The sequence below is a fragment of the Methanobacterium sp. genome (assembly GCF_038562635.1).
Lineage (GTDB): Archaea > Methanobacteriota > Methanobacteria > Methanobacteriales > Methanobacteriaceae > Methanobacterium_D.
Window position 1 is genome coordinate 181,112 of sequence record NZ_JBCFBO010000001.1, and the last position, 18,714, is coordinate 199,825.

An 18,714-nucleotide genomic window follows, 5' to 3' on the forward strand; every position below is an offset into this window, starting at 1 on the left:
AAAGTGTGTGTGCAACAATGAAATTACGAGAAAAAACACTGGTACTCCTTGGAATAACTATAACATGTTCAATTATTGTTATGTACCTGGCTTCAAATGTTGTTTTAATGGGGGGATTTCAAACACTTGAAGAACAAAACACACTCCAGAACATCCAGCTAGCTACAAATGTGCTTTCAGGTGAAATTTCTGATTTAAATAAAACTATTAATGACTGGGCAGTATGGGATGACACGTATATTTTCATACAGAATCATAATTCGAGATATATACAAAGTAATCTTTTAAATTCTACTTTTACTGATCTGAAACTTAATCTGGTTATTTATGTTGATAATTCGGGAAATATTGTCTATGGCAAAGAATTCGATCTTCAAAAAAAGGAAGAAAAACCTGTTTCTGAAAGTATTAAGAAGTATATATCTAAAGATAACATTTTACTGAGCTCGCAAGATGGTGTAAAAGGGATTATCATGCTTCCAGAGGGGCCGATGATAATTGATTCACATCCCATTTTAACTTCAAATGGAGATGGTCCAAGTAGAGGGACATTAATCTTCGGCCGATATTTAAATGATGTTGAAATTCAGCATTTATCTGGTGAAATACAGTCTTCCCTTACATTGGTTAGTTACAACGATTCCAATATGCCTGCTGATTTTCAAACTGCACGCGATTCGATGTCTCAAAGTTCTCCATTTTTTATTAAACCAATAAATGATAGTTATATTGCGGGTTATGCTCTTATAAATGATATTAATGGAAAACCTGCATTTATTTTAAAGACAGAAAGACCAAGAGGTTTTTATAAAGAATATCAAAATACAATATCTTATTTTATAGCATCTCTGTTAGTAATATGCTGTCTTCTTGCTGTAATAACTCTAATTTATCTAGATAGGTCTATACTCTCTAAATTATCTAGATTTAGTAAGGATATTTCTATTATAGGTAAAAAAGGTGATCTCTCTACACGTATACTTGCTGATGGAGAAGATGAACTTTCATCTTTAGCAGAATCAATTAATGGCATGTTATCAAGAATAGAAACTTCACAGGATCAATTAAAAAAATCAGAACTGGAATTTCGCTCTTTAGTAGAATTAGCTAATAATTCAATTGTTTTAACAGATAATGCTGGCAAAATTATGTTATGGAATAGAAGTGCACAGCGTATGTTTGGATACAGTGAAAATGAGATTTTAGGAAAGCCAATTTCAATTTTATTTCCAGATGAATACCATGAATCTTACCAGAAAGTGATGGATAACCCATATAATTCTGCTAATTCTCAAAATATGGGAGTAATTTACGAGTCATATGGATTTAAAAAGGATAAAAGCAGGTTCATGCTGGAAATTTCACATATTTCATGGAAGATAAAGAATGAGAAGTTTTACTGTGCAATTATAAGGGATATTACTGATGGTAAACAGGCAGAAAATGAAATTAAAGAATCTTTAAGAGAAAAAGAAGCGCTGTTAATGGAAATTCACCACAGAGTTAAAAATAATATGCAGATAATTTCAAGTTTGCTATCCCTTCAAAGTAGATATATAAAGGATAAAGATGCATTTGAAGTTTTTAAGGAAAGCCAAAATCGTGTTAAATCTATGGCTATGATTCATGAAAGGCTTTATAATTCTAAAGGACTTGCAAAAATTGATTTTGCAGGATATATTAGGAATCTGGTAGATGATCTGTTTGATTCTTATGGAGTTAATCATGATGATGTTAAGATCGACATCAGTGCAGATAAGATTTTTTTAAATGCGGATACTGCCATACCTGTTGGTCTTATAATAAATGAACTTGTAACTAATTCTTTAAAATATGCTTTTCCAGCTGAAAATAGTGATCATGAAGAGAGCATGATATACATAAAATTTCATAGGAATAATAAAAATATTCTATTAGTTGTGGGGGATAATGGTATAGGGCTTCCAGAAGACTTAGATTTACAACATTCAGAAACACTGGGCTTACGTCTTGTACTTTCATTAGTAGACCAGATTAATGGGACAGTTGAACTTCGCGGTAACGATCAAACAGAATTCCGAATTATTTTCACACAAATTGAGCAAAATAGTCCATTAAACAATTAGTATATTAAATTTCAGGAATGATATTTATTCTTAATTTTATACTTTTTTAAGGCTCTACTAATTTAATTAAGTTATTAAATCATTGTTTTTTAAATAACCAAAAATAAATTATGTCTTTAGATACATAATAAGACTATCCTATTTAATTAGGGAGATGTTATTTACCTGAGGAGGTAATCTTATAGGTCAAAATAAGAAATGTAAAGTATTTTTAGTTAAAACTAAAGATAGATACTCAGGAATAAATAATTTAATGGATCATTTTAAAATAGATGAATTTTCAGGGGATAAAGTTGCATTAAAATCTAATTTTAACAGTGCTGATCCTTTTCCAGCTTCAACACACATTGATACACTTCATGCAATAATTAAAAAACTGAATGAATCTAATGTCACGGGTTTAACTTTAGCCGAGCGTAGTGGAATGGGTAACACCCGCCAGGTACTTGAGAAAATGGGAGTTTTTGAATTATCAGATAAACTCGGCTTTGAAGTCGTTGTGCTTGATGAAGAAGATAGAAATGAATGGGTGAAGGTTGAAAAAGAAGGAACTCACTGGGTTAAGGGATTTTATATATCAAAACTATTTCTGGAATCTGATAGAGTTGTCCAGACGTGTTGTCTTAAAACACATAGATTTGGGGGCAATTTTACATTATCACTTAAAAATTCTGTTGGAATCGTTGCAAAAAGACTGCCTAACGGTTTATATAATTATATGGCTGAATTACATGTGTCTCCCTATCAGAGACTTATGATTGCTGAAATTAATAAGCACTACAATGTTGATCTGATCGTTATGGATGCTATAAATGCTTTTATAACAAAGGGACCTGAGCAGGGAGAAGTTGTGGAGCCAAATCTTATTCTTGCATCCGCTGATCGAGTGGCAATGGATGCAGTAGGGGTTGCAATCCTTAGAAATTATGGTGTTAAAACGAGTATCAGTAAGGGCCCAATTTTTGAGCTGGATCAAATTCGAAGAGCAGCAGAACTAGGTGTTGGGGTTGAATCTGCACAAGAAATTGAATTAGTTCCATTAAACGATGCGAGCCACGGCGATGCAGATAGTATAAGGAAGATACTTGAAGGATAAACCTTGAAATTCTATTTTTATATTTTAAAGTTTATTAAGGAGTACTTATCACATGCGTGATACTCGAGATGATAAAACAAGGTTTCATCAGGATAATTTAATTATAGAACCGCATAGGCCCAATTTAAAAGAGAAACTTTTCTTTTTACTTTCAGGGATAATAGTTAGTATTCCTATAACTCTCCTTTTTGGATCATTTACAAGAAATTTTTTAGATGTTTTCCCTTCTTTTTTTGCCAGTCTAATTTCAATAATTATTTTTACTCCATTTATTGAAGAGTTTGCCAAAGCATACCCTTTATTTTATAGACATGGTGAAACTGAAAGATCCATTTTTATTTTAGGATTCTTAGTTGGTCTAGGATTTGGTATAACGGAATTTATACTGTATGTATTCGTACTTAATATACCCGTAATAGTGAGACTGCCTGGAATTTTATTTCATGCATCAGTCACGTCTATAGTTGCATATGGTATTGCAAAAAAGCAGCCTTTAAAATTTTATTTAATTGCTGTTGGTTTACACATCTTGAATAACTTTTCAGCAATGATTGAAACTGGAGATATTGGTGTTATTGTAGCTAATGTTGGTGCTTATTATCTTTGTTTGATGTTTTACTTTAAGACTACTGAGCAGTTTATTGATGGTAGTTATTTTGTTGATTAACGATTAAAAATAGATATTTCAATAAAATACAGTTAAATTAAGCTTACTAAAACTAAAAAATAAAATATAATTTAAAAAAATTAAGTTTATGAAATAATGACTTTCATGAATTTAATTATTCTACTATTTCAGCAAAACCAAAGTTTCTTCTTATAGAAGTGATTTTAATTTTGACTTCATCGCCTATTTTGGCGCCTGTTACAAAAACAACAAATCCTTCTATTCTTGCGATTCCATCGCCGTCTCTTCCAAGATCTTCAATTTTAACATCGTATTCTTCGCCTTCGTTTAAAGGAGAAGAAGAATTTCCTCTATTTGAGTAATTATCTCTTCCGTAATTATTATTAAACAATTCATCACGTCCTAAATAAGGCCATAAATGACCTGTATACAGTTTGATTTATAGGTATATATAGTTATGCTATTTTTTTAATTTTTAAAAGAATTTTAGATTTTTTAATAAGCGTTTGTAACTGGAATATACTCTAAAATTTTAATAAATTTATTTTCATAAAAATTTTCTAAAAATATATAGTATCTTGAAGATTTTAGTTAATTTAATGCCTTTTTAAGACAGTACAATTAAAATTAGAAATTTTATAAAAAAAATATATTTGAAAAATTCAGGTAAATTATTTTAGATTTTATTATTAAAAGATATTATTTCCTGTTGCATAACAGAATATTTCCTGTGCCCACGTTTTCAGCTTCAACTTCCCTTATTATAGTCACCATTGCTTCTACTGGTAATCCCATTATTTTACTTGCACTTTCTGCAATAGTTTTTACAAGTTCTTCTTTTTGCTGTTTTGTTAATTTAGGTCCTTCTATTGTAATTACAGGCATGATATCACTCCTTAAATTTATTGGATAATTGTTTATTTTCAATGCTTAAATAGTTATAGCGAATTTATTCTTTCTTTGAACTTTTCAAGCTCTTCTTTTACGTGTTCTTTAGATGTCATTTCCGGGCCGTATATGCCAATAGAAGGAAGCACCTCGAGGCCAGTTAATTCAAGGATATTGTGGGTTATAAATTTGAAGATTTCATCTAAATCTCCATGAGGACCTTCAGAGGAATATACTTCTTTAGGTGCGCCTGTTGTAAATGATAACATTGCTTTTTTACCTTTAAGTAAACCAGTGTCATACATCTTTCCTTCAGCTATATTGTGGACAACTCCTGGCAGGAATACCCTATCGAACCATCCTTTTAAGATTGCAGGGGGTGAACTCCACCATACTGGAAACTGGAAAATTATCATATCTGCCCATTTTATTTTCTCTACTTCGTCTTTAATATCCTGAGATAGCGATCCAGTTCCGACTGCATTTACCTGTTCCATCATGGGATTAAATTGCTCAGTATTTTGCCTTTGCGAAAAATCATTTTCATCAAGGACTGCTTTAAATCGCATCCCATATAAATCAGATATTTTAACTTCATGACCATTATCCCTTAATGTTTTAGCTGCAAGGTCTTTCATAACTCCATTTAAAGAATTTGGCTCTGGATGTGCAAAAATAATAAATACATTCATACTAATGACCTCCTTTTTTAATATTTTATGTACCTAAAAATTTAAATTCTTTTTGATGCACTATTAATAATAGCTGCATTTTAAAAAGAAAATAAGAAATTAAATGGATATTATAAAAATCAAAACTCTGTTTAACTAGTTTAACTTAAATTAAGAATATTGTCTGATTGTCGTATTTAATGAATAATTCTCTGGTGATTATAATTGTCTGAAACTAAGTCTAATGAATGCTTTTCAATATCACTGGAATATATATCTTCTAAAATACCAGATAAAGGTATAACCATAGGAAATTTCCTTGATTTGATGGGTGATCGTGGGGGACTAATCTTATGCTTAATTTTAGCAACTCCTTTTTTAATTCCAGTATCCATCCCGGGATCCAGCATACCTTTTGGACTTGGAATTATGTTTATTGGAATAAGCAGAATTTTCAACAGGTACTTAATACCTAAATTTATTATGGAATATGTGCTGCCTAAGGATACTCTTTTGAAGATATTAAATGGAACCATGACTGCTTTAGGAAAATTAGAGAAGTATATTAAGCCTCGTTTTTTAGTATTGAGTGAAGGCCCTGCCATAAGTCGATTTAGTATTTCTCTAATGGTATTTACTTCGTTTTTACTTATGCTCCCTTTACCTGTACCATTAACAGACAGTTTACCTGGATATTCAATCTTTTTTTTAGTTTTAGGTATCCTTGAACATGATGGCTACTTCATTTTAGCAGGCTATATACTGACTATTATCACCACTATTTATTTTAGTTTGATATTTTTATTTGGTTATGCTGGAATAACATTTGTTTTATCTCATTTTGGGATATATATGCCTCAATTTTAGTTTTGGAATATGTTCTAAAATATTTTGAATTATTTTCTATTATTAATAGATATTTTTAGTTTTTCTATTCTATTAAAGAGATTTACCGAGTATTAATGTTAATTTCCATATAATAAAATGTATATATTAAAATATTATATTAATATTGTATTTTACAAAAAATAGAAATGAAGGGGATACAAATGAATAAAAATTTGGTTTTAATGGCATTAATAATGTCTATGTTTGTTGGTCTTCAAATTGCTGAACCTGCTGCAGCAGCTAGTATGAAAGTTGTAGATCATGGATCTGTTAAATTTAAGGATTACTACGGTAACCCATGTACTTTCACGTGGAAGACATATCAAATTAAAACAAGCTATGTAAAGATGGTAGGACATGCATATTCACCAAAAACTAAAAAAGAAGCTTATATGTATGTTTATATTCAAAAAATCAGCAAAAACCTGGTTAAAATTTCGGGAAAAGATGTTTTGAAGTATTCTGGACATACAAAAACTATTAAAATACCTACTGAATATGGTTACTCTAAATTAACTGCTGCACAATGCTATTGGAGATACTTTAGGCCATCATTACTGTCTACCATAACTAAAACAATGTCTTAACGAATATTTTATTATCTATTTTTATATTTTATAAAATAATTTTAACCTATTTTTTCTAATTATATATTTTAATCTAGTTGTAAAGAGAATTAAAAATAAAAGTTCTCGAACTTGGTTTAAAACTAGATCTTTTATTTGATAGACGTAAAAAGACTTAATAAGAGTTAGAGAAAATTATCAAGAGCGTATTTAGTTATCCGATATTTTCGGATAACTGAAATGCTCTTTTTTTCAAGGAATACATACAAGGTAATGTATCATGTGCAAGGAGTGGACTGAATAGCCATTTGAAAATAATAGGTATTGGTCACTATCTGGGGAGTAGTGACCAAATGGAACTTTTTATGATACAGTTAGATAGTAGATCCTCCTGATTTATATACCTTTGCATATCGAAATGTCAGATATCAAAAATGCAAATGCTGCAAATAATGTTTATTTTTTTAAAACAGGGACAAATATGGTGAATACATTCATGGTTTTACTTTCTAAAAAATAAATTAACACTTAATACTGAGTTATATTCAGCTACATGTCAAAAATAGAATTATGGTAAATTTTAAATAGTTAAACTTTTACATTATAACTGTACATGATTGGTTTGATAGTTTAATCAATGTGATTGGAATAATGATATAAAAAATATATTATTATTCCTCCACATTTTTGTTTAAATTTTAAACAAATGATAATTACTTAAATGACATTTTGGGCATAGATATTGATATTAAAAACATCGAACCTGTTATGCTGGATTTATGCCTTAAATTAAAAAATAAGGAATATTTAACGTTGATTTTTTTAATTAAGCTATAAGATTGTTTCTATATTAAATAATACAATTAAATCAAAATAAACTACTAAACACACTAATTTATTAAATCTATTCTAATGGTGGGAAGACGCACATAGATGAAGTCTTTTTCTTTAAAATCTTCCCACAGGTTGAAATTAATTTATACTTAATTTATACTTTTGCTTTTTTAGAATATATGCAAAAACGTATTTATGTGGGACTTGCTTTTTAATATTTTAAAAGTGTATTAAACTTATAAACAGATTTAAAGATTTAATTTTAAAAATTAATTTTATTTAGTTTAATTATATTTGCAGTGTTAATTGTGAGTTAATTAATCTATTTAAGTTATGCACAATTTATTTTAATAATATTAAGTATAAACTTAATAACCATATGCTGGAAATTAATATGGATAAGCAGGAGTGAATTGAATGAGCAAAATAGGAGTTTTAATAGGACCAAAATTTGAAGATATAGAGTATACTAAACCTTCAAAATCTTTTAAAGAAAAGGGGCATGAATTAACTCATATCGGATTAAAAGGGGGGCAAACAGTAGGAGGAAAAGAAGAAAAAACAAAAGTCGTTGTTGATAAATCAGCAGGAGATGTATCAGTAAATGATTTTGACGCGATCTTTATTCCAGGTGGATGTTCTCCAGATAAACTAAGAGAAGATAAGAATGTAGTGGAGTTTGTGAAAGAATTTGTTGAAAGTGATAAGCCAGTTTTTGCAATCTGTCATGCTCCTCAGCTTTTAATTACAGCCCAGGTTATTGAAGGACGAAAAGTAGCAGGGTGGAAATCTATTGTTCAGGATATTAAAAATGCTGGAGCAGAGTATGTAAACAGGGAAGTTGTTGAAGATGGCAATATAATCTCAAGTCGTGGGCCTGATGATATTCTGGCATTTACTGAAGCAGCTCTTAAAAAATTGGAATAAAGAGTAAGTGGTTACAGTGCTTAAAATAAGTTAAAATTATTTTATTTAATTTTTAAAATTAACTTATAATATCATACTTTAAAATTAAAAAGTAGGAATTATTTTATAACTGGAATTACTTAAATTAAATTGGATGTCTAGACATACTTGACTAGTTTTAGAATCCATCAAAATCAGCCATAGAGTTTCTAAATTTTCAAGGTCTAGATATCCTAGCCTAAAATAAATATAAATAATTAAATTAATCTCCATCTGAGAAAATAGACATTCCCATTACTATCTGGCCGTTATTATCACGTATAGGTACAGAACTGCTAATTACTACGCTTTTTGTACCGTCTTCCTTTGAAATAATGATCTTTTCTTCTTCAACTTCTTCGCCGCTTGTAATAGAACGTGTTAACGGCCAGTCTTCAAGTTCATAGGGCCTCCCATCAGGGTGGGAACAATTGTAATAGCAGTATTCTGCAAGTTCTTCTATCTCTAAACAATCAATCCAGATATCCTCCAATTTTTTATTTTTAATAAGAGGTTTACCCGAAGAGGCTTCTACAATTAAAATTCCAACAGATAAATTGTTGATTAGAGTATCCAGTTTTGATCTTTCTATTTCTACAGCTTTGAGCGCATCAATCAATTTATTTTCTACATTTTCCCTTTCTTCAATTTCTTCCTGCAGTTTTCTTTCTGTTTCAAGCAGTTCTTTTTCATGCCATTCAATCAGTTCTCTTTGATCTTTATGGCTTTTCATTAATTCTTTTTCAGTTTCTTTACGTTCAATAGCGTAAGAAATTGAACGAGCCAATAGACGACCGTCAATTTGTCCTTTAATTAGATAATCCTGTGCACCTTCACGAACAGCCTTAACGGCGATATCTTCATCATCAAATCCACTCATAATTACTATGGGTAACTCGGGGGTCTGATCATAAGTTCTAATAAAAGTATCAAATCCCCAGCTGTCAGGTAAATTTAAATCAAGAAGTAAAACATCAAATGTATCATTAAAAAGACTTTCAAATCCATTTTTAAGTCTATCAACATGATTCAATTCAAACGAGATATTTTGTGTTTCTTTTAACATTTCCCTTATGATTACAGCATCTTCTCTGTTATCCTCTATTAATAAAATTTTGATAGGTTTACTATTCATATTTCCGCCTCCATAACTGAGACAAGTGCATGATAAATATGTTAAGTGTAATTTTGTAATAATTTATAATTTTAATATTTTTATTTAAATGGGACTGATTTATGAATTATTCTATAAATATATTAGATCTCAAGTGGTTAATATGTAGAATATTCAGCATGTAGTTTGGAGAATATCAATGCCAGAGTAATTATATCCTGTTTGTTGTGCTCAATTATTGGAACTAAAGGTCCAATATTTTGAGTTTTAATGTAAGTCTTATAAAATGCAGGTACTAATCCACTTGGTACGTCATCTATTCGTTCTATACCAAATAAATGGTTTTCAATTGTTGTTAACTGGCAGTTTGGTAATTCGTCACTCCATGTACGCCGTGAAAAGTGAAGTAAATCAAAGTGGGGCATGTTTAAATTCTTTTTAATGCCGAAATATTTCATTCTATTTCGAATATAAGGTATATCAAATGTTTGCCCATTAAATGTTACAAATACGCTTTCATCTTCAACATGAGATGAGAAAGCCTCTAAAACTGCACTTTCTTCTCCTATACTCCTTGACAGGTACTGGTTTACGCATATTTCATTTCCATGAACTTCAGCAACCCCTAAAAGGATTATAGGAACGTTACTAAAACCTAGAGTTTCTATATCTAAAAAGATGAAATCTTCATCATTAGAAAAACTGGATGAAAATAGGGACATAGGGTGTGATTTTGGGTAACATTCTGAGATCCTATCAGATATATAGCAGTTGTTACAGCTGTCAATGATCTTTAATAAGTTAGATGCTTCTCTGCCAAACCTTTCATGTTCTACAAGGTCTTCGATAGTTTTGTAGCCTTCACTTTGTAATTTTAGTTCCCTTGATGCTCCAATTCCGTTTAATAGTTTTAAATCTGATAAAATTTTTTCTCTAGCATTTTCCTGATTTAATGTATTAAATTTAAGAGTGGATTTATTTTCTATATCATAACAGGTACCACTATCTGTAACAATTTCGTTACCATCTATCAGATCCTCAAGTGCTATTCCATCATGATCATCTAACAGTTTTTCCTTTAATTTCTGGGCATTTTCGTATTCCATGTATTCATTTCCAAAAGTTTATTGTTCCTAATAATTTATGCTCTTATTGGAATTTTGGGCTTTTATACTTTTACATTTATCATATTTCAAACTTTATAAGTATATTGTTTTTTAATATTTTCAGCATAGAAAATACTATACATTTGAAAATATCAGATATTCTTGGTATGTCTAATTTATTTTAATAAAAAAATGTAGTTTTCTTAACTGATTATATTAATCTACAGATGAGTAAAATTTTTGCATTAACCTGTAACTAAATAGAAATGATACATTCCCAGTTTGGAATGTTTTTAAAGAAAATATTGGATTTAAAAGGCATTAATTTAAAATCCTATCGCAAATTTCAGTATTCTAGCTCCGCAAAGTTTAAATATGGACTATGGGATATAGTAGTTTAGATATGAATTGTATGATAAGTATTACTTATATGAAATGAGGGAGGAACATATTATGGGAAGTTATAAAGATAATCATTTTTTTGGCAGCGTTAAAGTTGGTGAACGTGGACAAATAGTTATTCCTAAAGAAGCCAGGGATACCTTTGATATTAAACCGGGAGACAGTCTGGTAGTCTTTGGAAAAGATAAAAACCAAAAGCTCATAATCGTAAAAGAGGATGTAATGAGAGATTTTGCGCTTAAAATACTTGAAGACTTAGACAGTCAAGAATGATACTAAATTTATTTTTAAATATCTTATTTCTTTTGATTCCATTTTGACTCTTTCATGGACTAATTATATTTTTATTTTTTTCAAATTCTTTTATTTAAAATTCACATGTCATCTCAGCAAAGTTTAAATATGACTTATAGGATCTATACGTTTAAGTATGAATTATATGATAAGTATAATTCATATGAACTATAAATAGGGACATCCATAAATTACAAGAATAATAGAGATCCTCGAAAACTGGAAAATGATCATTGCTTCTGCGGATGCAGTTGCAGTTGATAGTCTAATCTGCCATATATTAGGGGAAGACCCATTAATACCTGTAAATAAGAACGCCTGTGAACGTGGGCTTGGAGAAGCAGATATAACTAAAATTAAGGTTTTAGGAGATCGAATTGAAACAATAGACGATTTTAAATGGCCTTCAGTTAGAATATTTCCATTAGATAGAATTCCGTCGTTAAAACCATTAATTGACCCTGAAATTTGTATTGGATGCGGTAAATGTATCAAAAGCTGCCCAATGGGTGCTTTGAGCGCAGGTACTGAAACACCTCAATTTAATTATTCGGAATGTATAACATGTATGTGCTGCGGTGAAATGTGCCCAGAAAAGGCAATTAAACTGGAAAATCATACTCCTTTGGCAGTGAATAAATAAATGGTAAATAGAATTTTACCCATAAAATTTAAATATGAATTGTATGAAATACATGATTGAACATATATTATATACAAAATATGATCAATATAACTGATGGAGGAATATAATCATGGGAAACTATAAGGATCACCACTTTTGGGGCAGTGTCAAAGTTGGTGAACGTGGCCAAATTGTTATTCCTAAAGAAGCTAGAGATAGATTTGATATTAAACCTGGAGATAGTTTAGTAGTCTTTGGAAGAGACAAAAATCAGAAGCTTATACTCTTTAAAAGTGATGTAATGAGAGATTATGCACTTAAAATACTTGAAAATTTAGACAGTCAAGATTAATATATCCTAAGGAGTGATACAAGTGAAAATAGCAGATGGAATAGAAATGATAGAAATACCTATGAAAATGATGGGAAGGGAAAGCACAATTCGCCCAACATTAATATGGGATGATGATACAGTTATCCTGGTTGATGCAGGAATGGTAGGTACTTTACCAGTAATCAAAAAGGCAATGGAAGACGCGGGTGTGCCACTCAAACGGCTTGATAAAATCATAGTTACACACCAGGATATAGACCATATCGGCGGTATTAAAAATATTCTTGAGGAATTACCTGAAGTCAAAGTGCTTGCACATGAAGAGGATAAACCATATATTAAAGGTGAAAAGAAGCTTGTAAGAGTGAACACAAAGTTTATGGAACGTATAAGTGATTTATCAGAAGAAGAACAGAAAAAAGTTTTGTATATATTTGAAAATTCCAATGCACCAGTCGATATAACTTTGGCTGACGGAGAAGAGCTCGCAGACTGCGGAGGAATTGTAGTTATTCATACTCCCGGCCATACACCGGGACACATATGTCTATATCACAAACCTAGTAAAACTCTCATAGCAGGAGATGCGATGAATATCTCTGAGGGACAACTTGTGGGAACAAATAACTTGATTTTAACAGAGGAAGATGTGAAAACAGCCACAGCTTCGCTTAAAAAGTTTGAAAAATATAATGTTGAGAATGTAATAACTTACCATGGAGGTCTGTTTAACGATGACCCCAACCAGAGAATTAAAGAGTTTAATAATGATGAGGCGTAATTTGAATGTTTGATTTTAATTTAATTCTTATTCCTTTATTTGGATTTCTTATAGGCCTCTTCGTGTCCACTTTAGGTGGGGGCGGAGGAGGGTTGTATGTACCTGTTTTGACGTTGATTTTTGGTGTAACTCCACAGGTGGCTGTGGCAACATCTTTAGCATCCGTTTTACCCACCACTGCTGCAGGCGCCTTAAGTCATTATCGTGAAGGTAATGTAGATATTCGTACAGGTTTAATTTTAGGAATTGGCGGAATAGTGGGTACTGTAATAGGGGCATATATTGCCAATATGATACCTCCATTGCTTTTAAAAAAGATTTTGGGTGCTTTTATGTTGATAATGCTGATTCCAACATTAAGAAGCATGCTTAAAAGACGTAAAAATAAAAATGAAGTTAAAAAAGAATCTTCAAAACTTACTGGACCTAAAAAAATTATAGCTTCTCTTTTTGGAGTGGCAGGTGGAATACTGGCAGGAGTTTTTGGACTAAGCGGAACACCGCCAGTTACTGCAGGTCTTTATAGTTTAGGCCTGCCTGCTATGATGGTGGTAGGTACAACTATATTCGTACTCATCTTTAACTCTGTTACAGGTATAGGAACATATTTATTGTTAGGAAGGCTTGATATACCTCTGGTACTCCTTCTTGGTTGTGGATCAGTTGTAGGTGCATTTTTAGGGCCTAAATTGCTTAAAAAAATTAACCCCAAAAATTTTGAAAAAATCTATGGACCTTTGACCATGGGCATAATGCTTATTTCAGGCGCAGCCTTGTTACTTACATAAATTAACCAACAATTTTGCCAGTAAACATAATCAGAGAAACTAGCTATTACGGAGGCTATTAAATGTTTGACTTTAATTTAATTCTTCTTCCTTTATTTGGATTTATTATAGGCCTGCTTGTAACCACTCTTGGAGGGGGCGGTGGATCCTTATATGTACCTATCTTAACTCTCTTTGGTGTAACTCCACAGGTGGCTGTGGCCACATCTCTGGCAACTGTACTGCCAACTACTGCAGCAGGCGCCTACAGCCACCACCGTATGGGAAATATAGACGTCCGCACAGGATTGATTCTGGGAGTCGGGGGAATAATAGGTACATTAATAGGTGCATATATTGCCAATATGATTCCACCTTACATTTTAAAGAAACTATTAGGTGTTCTTTTACTTGTAACTGCGGTTCCAATGATAAGGAGATTTTTAAATGAACGAAAGGATGCCAAGACCGGTGCCAGAAAAAAGGAAAATGAAAAAACAGATACACTTACAGGACCTAAAAGAATTATAGCATCATTCTTTGGAGTGGCTGGAGGAATACTGGCAGGAATTTTCGGATTAAGTGGAACCGGGCCTGTCACAGCAGGACTTTATAGTTTGGGCCTACCTACACTGATGGTTGTGGGTACAACAATATTTGTACTTGTGTTTAATTCAGTAGCAGGTATTGGAGGCTACTTCCTTTTAGGCAGATTTGATCTGACTTTAACACTTCTTCTTGGCAGTGGCGCAGTTATAGGTGCGCTTTTAGGGCCTAAATTATTAGGTAGAATTGATAGGGGAGTTATAGAGAAATTTATACCGCCGGTACTCATATTAATTTCTATAATTTTCGGCTTATCGTTAGTAGTAAGTTAAAAAAGAGGAATAGGCTTAATCAAATACATTTCTTTATTTTTTTTTATTTTGATGCATATTCGCTGAACTTCATTATAACCAAAAATATATCAATTTATTATCAGATCTTGGTTTAAATCAGCTTATTTACTGAATCATATTAATAAAGAAAATCCCTATATTTTTAAAGTACTTAAAAAAGAATAGTTTTATACACACCATAATTCTAGATAAATCAATACTTAATCATCTTTTGGAGAAAGAATATGGATAGGGATAAATTTAAAAAATATATGCTTTTGATGCATAGCGATAAGATCAGTAAATATTTAATGAATAGAATTAGTGGATATGCTGTAATTTTAATTTTAGGAGCAATAGTACTGAATTTAGTAATCTTTTTTTATTTTAACAGCTTAACTTTCCTTTCTAGTGTGGAAAACAGATTGGATTTCATGGTTTTTATTTTAACAGTTATATTAGTTGATGCCACTTTATCTCTACTGTCTTTTACTTATATCCTGGTTATTAAAGAAGATGATAAAGGTGCAATGGATTTGAAGGGAACAGAAATTGTCAGTGATAAATCAGCTGTTGAGATCGGTTATTTAATTAAAAACTGGAAAGACGGGCTAAAAATTAAATCGGAACATCTACAAAACCAGAAAAAAAAGTTGTTGGAATATATTGATAAAATAGAAAACAATGCTGAAATTTCTGATAAAAAGCAGGAAATAGTCAATAAAAGAAAAAATGATGCTCATAAAGCCAAAAAAATGGAGAGAGGCAGCAGATTACCTGTATACATAATTGAGTCTAAATTAATGAAAATCAGTGACGATTTAAACGTTTTTGATGATAACCTGGAAGAACTTGAAAGTGACGAAATTAAATTTCATTTAAAAGAAGCCTTAAATTTAAATGAGAAATTAAAAGACCTTGAAAATGAGCTGGTTGAAAATTTAACACTTTTAGAGTATTCTATGGAAGTATACAACTTCAAAACTTTAAAGTTGATTGGAAGACTATTTTTCCAAAGTTCAATATCTATTATTATGGGATTTTTTATTTTAGGCGTGTTAATATATGCAATGCCAAATCCTGTTGTTTTAATAGTTCTCCAAAGCTTTGGAAACATACCTATGCAGTTAATCCTGCTTATTGCAACTATTTTCATTCTAGATGGGTCATGGTCCTTCTTGAGGGCAATTCATTCCTTTTTCAATCTGTACATAAGGGATTAAAACTTTAGACTTATTTTTTTAATATTTTATAAACAGGAGAGTTCTATTTTTCAATATCATTATATTTTTAAAAGTTTTGAATTAGCACAAAGTATATATGCCACATTATATCAATTATTTGATATCAAAAATTTGATATTTATGACTGGCAAGTAACAGTTATAATTTAAACTTGGATATACGAAAGGAAAATAATTCAAAAAAAATTTCATAAATTTCATGAAAAAGGAGGATAAGGAATGAGCGAGGTTGGAGGATTGAGAATGTGGATACTTCATGTAATAGGTGAATTTGGACCTAGTAACGGTGTAGAAATTATGGCTAATGTCCAAAAACATTATGATTTGCAGGCCCAATGGCATAAAGGTACCCATATACATCCACATCATAATGTACAATCGAAACGACTTTTACCGGGTTCTGTATATCCTATGCTGAAAAAAATGGTATCTGAAGGTTTAATAACCAAACAGGATGATGGAAAATATGATTTAACTGAAAATGGGAAAATCATAGTAACTAATTTATTTGAACATTTTCAACAGCGCAATAAATTGAATCGTGGAGTGCTTTCTGTAGAAAATTCATTAGATGCAATGAACTGGCATGCATCTTACATGGATGAGCTTGATAAAGAGGAAATTGTCCCTCATGAAGAATCAATTGAATTACTCATTGAAAGACTTAAAAAAATAAAAGAATCGCTTAAATAATGAGATTGTCATAAAAACCGCTAGAAAAGCGAATTTAGTACTTCATTTTTAATTTTTACAGCAGTTAGCGGCAGCTCTCTTCAAATTCTAGATTATAACCAAAAATTGAGAAAAAAATGGTAAATGAAGCTAAAAATTCAAATAAAAGAATTTGATTAATAGTAATCCTAAAAATCAGTTAATTATCAGATTTTTAAGCAAAAATATAAATTAATATTTAAATTTAATCAAAATTAAGGTGAATTAACATATGAATGCAGAAAAAGATGTTTTAAAACATTTTAAATTGATCTTATCGGGACTTATAATTAGCCTCTTAATTGTTTCATTAGATAGTACAATTACTACTACAGCTATGCCTCAAATTATTGCAAGTTTAGGTGGTTTGCAGTACTATGTTTGGCCGGTTACGATTTACCTCACAACTGTAATAATTTCTGCCATGCTTTCGGGTAAGCTGTCTGATTTCTATGGAAGTAAAAAAATATTGACAGGTGCATTACTGGTCTTTGTATTCGGTTCAGTTCTCTGTGGGTTTTCACAGAATATGACGGAACTTATACTATTTAGGGCACTGCAGGGATTAGGTGCCGGTATAATTGTGACTGTGCCAAAGAAAATTATCGCCGAAATGGTCCCGCCAAGACAAAGAGGAAAATATATGGGCTTGTTTGGTATTGCAGGCGGTATTTCAACTGTAGTAGGCCCTACTCTGGGAGGTTTTATAACAGATTCCCTCGGATGGCAGTGGATATTCTTTGTAAATGTCCCAATAGGAATCACAGCATTAAGTTTAATTATTCCATATCTCCCCAAATTTGGAGTAATTGTAAAAGAAAAAGTAATGGATTACCTGGGTATTATAACTTTTGCAGGTGCTTTAACATCATTTTTAGCGGCTTTAACTTTTAGCCAGCAAAGTACTGCTATTTCGCAGGTATTACTGGATTCATTATGGATATTTGCGGCAATTATGTTTTTTGGATTTATATATGCTGAAAGAAAAGCTAAAGAACCTGTACTGCCGTTATATCTGTTTAAAAACTCCGTATTTACTATTTCAAGTGTTTCGGTGTTTTTGTTAGGTGCTGTAACGTTAGCAGGTACGGTTTACATTCCCCTTTTCTTACAATTAGTCCAGGGCCTAAGTCCTTCATCTTCAGGCGCATATCTAACTCCATTGATGTTTACCATGATCCTAGCTGCAATTTTATCAGGCCAGATAATCTCAAAAACAGGTACTTACAAAAAACTCGCTGTCATATCCTTTGCCATAGGCACTGGAGGTATGTTCATACTTTCAACACTCACTCAAAACACTTCTAACCTGGAAATAATCATTTATGAAATTATCATTGGAATAAGTGCAGGTTTAGCAATGCCGCTGTTTACTGTTGCAGCTCAAAATTCGGTTTCAAAACGAGATTTAGGTGTTGTAACCTCATCATCAATGTATATCGAACAGCTTGGAAGTGTAATTGGTTTAGCTGTTCTAGGGACTGTTGTAAATATGACTTTGAACCTTAATTTACAAAATGAGGTACATGTTTCATCATCTTTACTTGTCACAGCCGTTCACAATGTATTTTTGATAGCTGCAGTACTGAATATAATTGGATTAGTGCTGTGTTTCTTCTTAAAAGATATATACATGAGTAATAAAATGGATGAGGAAGAAATGGGCTGCGAAGATGCTCCTGAATATATTCGAGACGTCTAAACACCAAAATGTAGATTTTTTAATGAAGTTTACACATCACATTTTTTTAAGGTGAATTTGGAGAATATAAATGAAATTTTTAGAGTATCAAATAGGCAAAGTTTTAAGTGTCTATAAATTAAATGGCGGAATTATA

The 18,714-nt window shown here is 31.3% G+C and carries 20 protein-coding genes; 15 read left to right on the forward strand and 5 right to left on the reverse strand.

What is annotated here, in order from left to right; genetic code table 11:
- Positions 1-17 precede the first annotated feature (17 nt).
- The 3 genes from AAGU07_RS00855 to AAGU07_RS00865 all read left to right on the forward strand — a co-directional run bounded on the left by AAGU07_RS00855 (position 18) and on the right by AAGU07_RS00865 (position 3,868).
- Positions 18-2,105, forward strand: a complete 2,088-nt coding sequence (locus AAGU07_RS00855) for a CHASE4 domain-containing protein (RefSeq protein ID WP_342457328.1) — start codon at positions 18-20, stop codon at positions 2,103-2,105.
- A gap of 253 nt (positions 2,106-2,358) precedes the next feature.
- Positions 2,359-3,201: a DUF362 domain-containing protein gene (locus tag AAGU07_RS00860; protein WP_342457329.1), complete on the forward strand. Its 843-nt coding sequence runs from the start codon at positions 2,359-2,361 to the stop codon at positions 3,199-3,201.
- A gap of 52 nt (positions 3,202-3,253) precedes the next feature.
- Positions 3,254-3,868 (forward strand): PrsW family glutamic-type intramembrane protease, encoded by a 615-nt coding sequence (locus tag AAGU07_RS00865; RefSeq protein WP_342457330.1) that lies wholly within the window; start codon positions 3,254-3,256, stop codon positions 3,866-3,868.
- 115 nt (positions 3,869-3,983) lie between these two features.
- Here AAGU07_RS00865 and AAGU07_RS00870 read toward each other — a convergent pair whose 3' ends face one another.
- The 3 genes from AAGU07_RS00870 to AAGU07_RS00880 all read right to left on the reverse strand — a co-directional run bounded on the left by AAGU07_RS00870 (position 3,984) and on the right by AAGU07_RS00880 (position 5,409).
- Positions 3,984-4,220 (reverse strand): TRAM domain-containing protein, encoded by a 237-nt coding sequence (locus AAGU07_RS00870; protein WP_048082561.1) that lies wholly within the window; start codon positions 4,218-4,220, stop codon positions 3,984-3,986.
- A 308-nt stretch (positions 4,221-4,528) separates the two neighbouring features.
- Entirely contained in the window at positions 4,529-4,714 is a 186-nt protein-coding gene (dmpI, locus tag AAGU07_RS00875) for a 4-oxalocrotonate tautomerase DmpI (RefSeq protein WP_342457331.1), read from the reverse strand.
- A 53-nt stretch (positions 4,715-4,767) separates the two neighbouring features.
- Complete coding sequence (locus AAGU07_RS00880) at positions 4,768-5,409, reverse strand: NAD(P)H-dependent oxidoreductase (protein WP_342457332.1); 642 nt, start codon at positions 5,407-5,409, stop codon at positions 4,768-4,770.
- Positions 5,410-5,613: 204 nt separating this feature from the next.
- On the opposite strand from AAGU07_RS00880, the gene AAGU07_RS00885 reads away from it, so the two are divergent.
- The 3 genes from AAGU07_RS00885 to AAGU07_RS00895 all read left to right on the forward strand — a co-directional run bounded on the left by AAGU07_RS00885 (position 5,614) and on the right by AAGU07_RS00895 (position 8,603).
- Positions 5,614-6,255 (forward strand): exopolysaccharide biosynthesis protein, encoded by a 642-nt coding sequence (locus AAGU07_RS00885; RefSeq protein ID WP_342457333.1) that lies wholly within the window; start codon positions 5,614-5,616, stop codon positions 6,253-6,255.
- A 182-nt stretch (positions 6,256-6,437) separates the two neighbouring features.
- Positions 6,438-6,863 (forward strand): hypothetical protein, encoded by a 426-nt coding sequence (locus AAGU07_RS00890; protein ID WP_342457334.1) that lies wholly within the window; start codon positions 6,438-6,440, stop codon positions 6,861-6,863.
- Between the two features lie 1,230 nt (positions 6,864-8,093).
- Complete coding sequence (locus tag AAGU07_RS00895) at positions 8,094-8,603, forward strand: type 1 glutamine amidotransferase domain-containing protein (protein ID WP_342457335.1); 510 nt, start codon at positions 8,094-8,096, stop codon at positions 8,601-8,603.
- A gap of 241 nt (positions 8,604-8,844) precedes the next feature.
- Here AAGU07_RS00895 and AAGU07_RS00900 read toward each other — a convergent pair whose 3' ends face one another.
- Positions 8,845-9,756 (reverse strand): response regulator, encoded by a 912-nt coding sequence (locus AAGU07_RS00900; RefSeq protein ID WP_342457336.1) that lies wholly within the window; start codon positions 9,754-9,756, stop codon positions 8,845-8,847.
- A gap of 137 nt (positions 9,757-9,893) precedes the next feature.
- Positions 9,894-10,841: a ribonuclease H-like domain-containing protein gene (locus AAGU07_RS00905; protein WP_342457337.1), complete on the reverse strand. Its 948-nt coding sequence runs from the start codon at positions 10,839-10,841 to the stop codon at positions 9,894-9,896.
- A gap of 453 nt (positions 10,842-11,294) precedes the next feature.
- Here AAGU07_RS00905 and AAGU07_RS00910 point away from each other — a divergent pair, with 453 nt between their 5' ends.
- The 9 genes from AAGU07_RS00910 to AAGU07_RS00950 all read left to right on the forward strand — a co-directional run bounded on the left by AAGU07_RS00910 (position 11,295) and on the right by AAGU07_RS00950 (position 18,578).
- Positions 11,295-11,516, forward strand: coding sequence for an AbrB/MazE/SpoVT family DNA-binding domain-containing protein (locus tag AAGU07_RS00910; RefSeq protein WP_342457338.1), 222 nt, complete (start codon positions 11,295-11,297; stop codon positions 11,514-11,516).
- A 247-nt stretch (positions 11,517-11,763) separates the two neighbouring features.
- Positions 11,764-12,180 (forward strand): 4Fe-4S binding protein, encoded by a 417-nt coding sequence (locus tag AAGU07_RS00915; protein WP_342457339.1) that lies wholly within the window; start codon positions 11,764-11,766, stop codon positions 12,178-12,180.
- A 112-nt stretch (positions 12,181-12,292) separates the two neighbouring features.
- On the forward strand, positions 12,293-12,514 hold the full coding sequence (locus AAGU07_RS00920) for an AbrB/MazE/SpoVT family DNA-binding domain-containing protein (protein ID WP_342457340.1): 222 nt from the start codon (positions 12,293-12,295) through the stop codon (positions 12,512-12,514).
- Between the two features lie 22 nt (positions 12,515-12,536).
- Positions 12,537-13,277, forward strand: a complete 741-nt coding sequence (locus tag AAGU07_RS00925) for an MBL fold metallo-hydrolase (protein WP_342457341.1) — start codon at positions 12,537-12,539, stop codon at positions 13,275-13,277.
- Between the two features lie 5 nt (positions 13,278-13,282).
- Positions 13,283-14,065, forward strand: coding sequence for a sulfite exporter TauE/SafE family protein (locus tag AAGU07_RS00930; protein WP_342457342.1), 783 nt, complete (start codon positions 13,283-13,285; stop codon positions 14,063-14,065).
- 62 nt (positions 14,066-14,127) lie between these two features.
- Positions 14,128-14,922, forward strand: coding sequence for a sulfite exporter TauE/SafE family protein (locus AAGU07_RS00935; protein ID WP_342457343.1), 795 nt, complete (start codon positions 14,128-14,130; stop codon positions 14,920-14,922).
- Positions 14,923-15,167: 245 nt separating this feature from the next.
- Positions 15,168-16,145: a hypothetical protein gene (locus AAGU07_RS00940; protein WP_342457344.1), complete on the forward strand. Its 978-nt coding sequence runs from the start codon at positions 15,168-15,170 to the stop codon at positions 16,143-16,145.
- 239 nt (positions 16,146-16,384) lie between these two features.
- The gene (locus tag AAGU07_RS00945; protein ID WP_342457345.1) at positions 16,385-16,858 is read left to right on the forward strand and encodes a PadR family transcriptional regulator; all 474 of its coding nucleotides are present in this window, start codon (positions 16,385-16,387) and stop codon (positions 16,856-16,858) included.
- Between the two features lie 250 nt (positions 16,859-17,108).
- Complete coding sequence (locus AAGU07_RS00950; RefSeq protein WP_342457347.1) at positions 17,109-18,578, forward strand: MDR family MFS transporter; 1,470 nt, start codon at positions 17,109-17,111, stop codon at positions 18,576-18,578.
- Positions 18,579-18,714: the final 136 nt, after the last annotated feature.

Coding starts and splice junctions, on each gene's coding strand:
- AAGU07_RS00855 (WP_342457328.1), top strand. CDS start 18: ATGAAATTACGAGAAAAAACACTGGTACTCCTTGGAATAACTATAACA.
- AAGU07_RS00860 (WP_342457329.1), top strand. CDS start 2,359: ATGGATCATTTTAAAATAGATGAATTTTCAGGGGATAAAGTTGCATTA.
- AAGU07_RS00865 (WP_342457330.1), top strand. CDS start 3,254: ATGCGTGATACTCGAGATGATAAAACAAGGTTTCATCAGGATAATTTA.
- dmpI (WP_342457331.1), bottom strand. CDS start 4,714: ATGCCTGTAATTACAATAGAAGGACCTAAATTAACAAAACAGCAAAAA.
- AAGU07_RS00880 (WP_342457332.1), bottom strand. CDS start 5,409: ATGAATGTATTTATTATTTTTGCACATCCAGAGCCAAATTCTTTAAAT.
- AAGU07_RS00890 (WP_342457334.1), top strand. CDS start 6,438: ATGAATAAAAATTTGGTTTTAATGGCATTAATAATGTCTATGTTTGTT.
- AAGU07_RS00895 (WP_342457335.1), top strand. CDS start 8,094: ATGAGCAAAATAGGAGTTTTAATAGGACCAAAATTTGAAGATATAGAG.
- AAGU07_RS00900 (WP_342457336.1), bottom strand. CDS start 9,756: ATGAATAGTAAACCTATCAAAATTTTATTAATAGAGGATAACAGAGAA.
- AAGU07_RS00905 (WP_342457337.1), bottom strand. CDS start 10,841: ATGGAATACGAAAATGCCCAGAAATTAAAGGAAAAACTGTTAGATGAT.
- AAGU07_RS00910 (WP_342457338.1), top strand. CDS start 11,295: ATGGGAAGTTATAAAGATAATCATTTTTTTGGCAGCGTTAAAGTTGGT.
- AAGU07_RS00915 (WP_342457339.1), top strand. CDS start 11,764: ATGATCATTGCTTCTGCGGATGCAGTTGCAGTTGATAGTCTAATCTGC.
- AAGU07_RS00920 (WP_342457340.1), top strand. CDS start 12,293: ATGGGAAACTATAAGGATCACCACTTTTGGGGCAGTGTCAAAGTTGGT.
- AAGU07_RS00930 (WP_342457342.1), top strand. CDS start 13,283: ATGTTTGATTTTAATTTAATTCTTATTCCTTTATTTGGATTTCTTATA.
- AAGU07_RS00935 (WP_342457343.1), top strand. CDS start 14,128: ATGTTTGACTTTAATTTAATTCTTCTTCCTTTATTTGGATTTATTATA.
- AAGU07_RS00940 (WP_342457344.1), top strand. CDS start 15,168: ATGGATAGGGATAAATTTAAAAAATATATGCTTTTGATGCATAGCGAT.
- AAGU07_RS00945 (WP_342457345.1), top strand. CDS start 16,385: ATGAGCGAGGTTGGAGGATTGAGAATGTGGATACTTCATGTAATAGGT.
- AAGU07_RS00950 (WP_342457347.1), top strand. CDS start 17,109: ATGAATGCAGAAAAAGATGTTTTAAAACATTTTAAATTGATCTTATCG.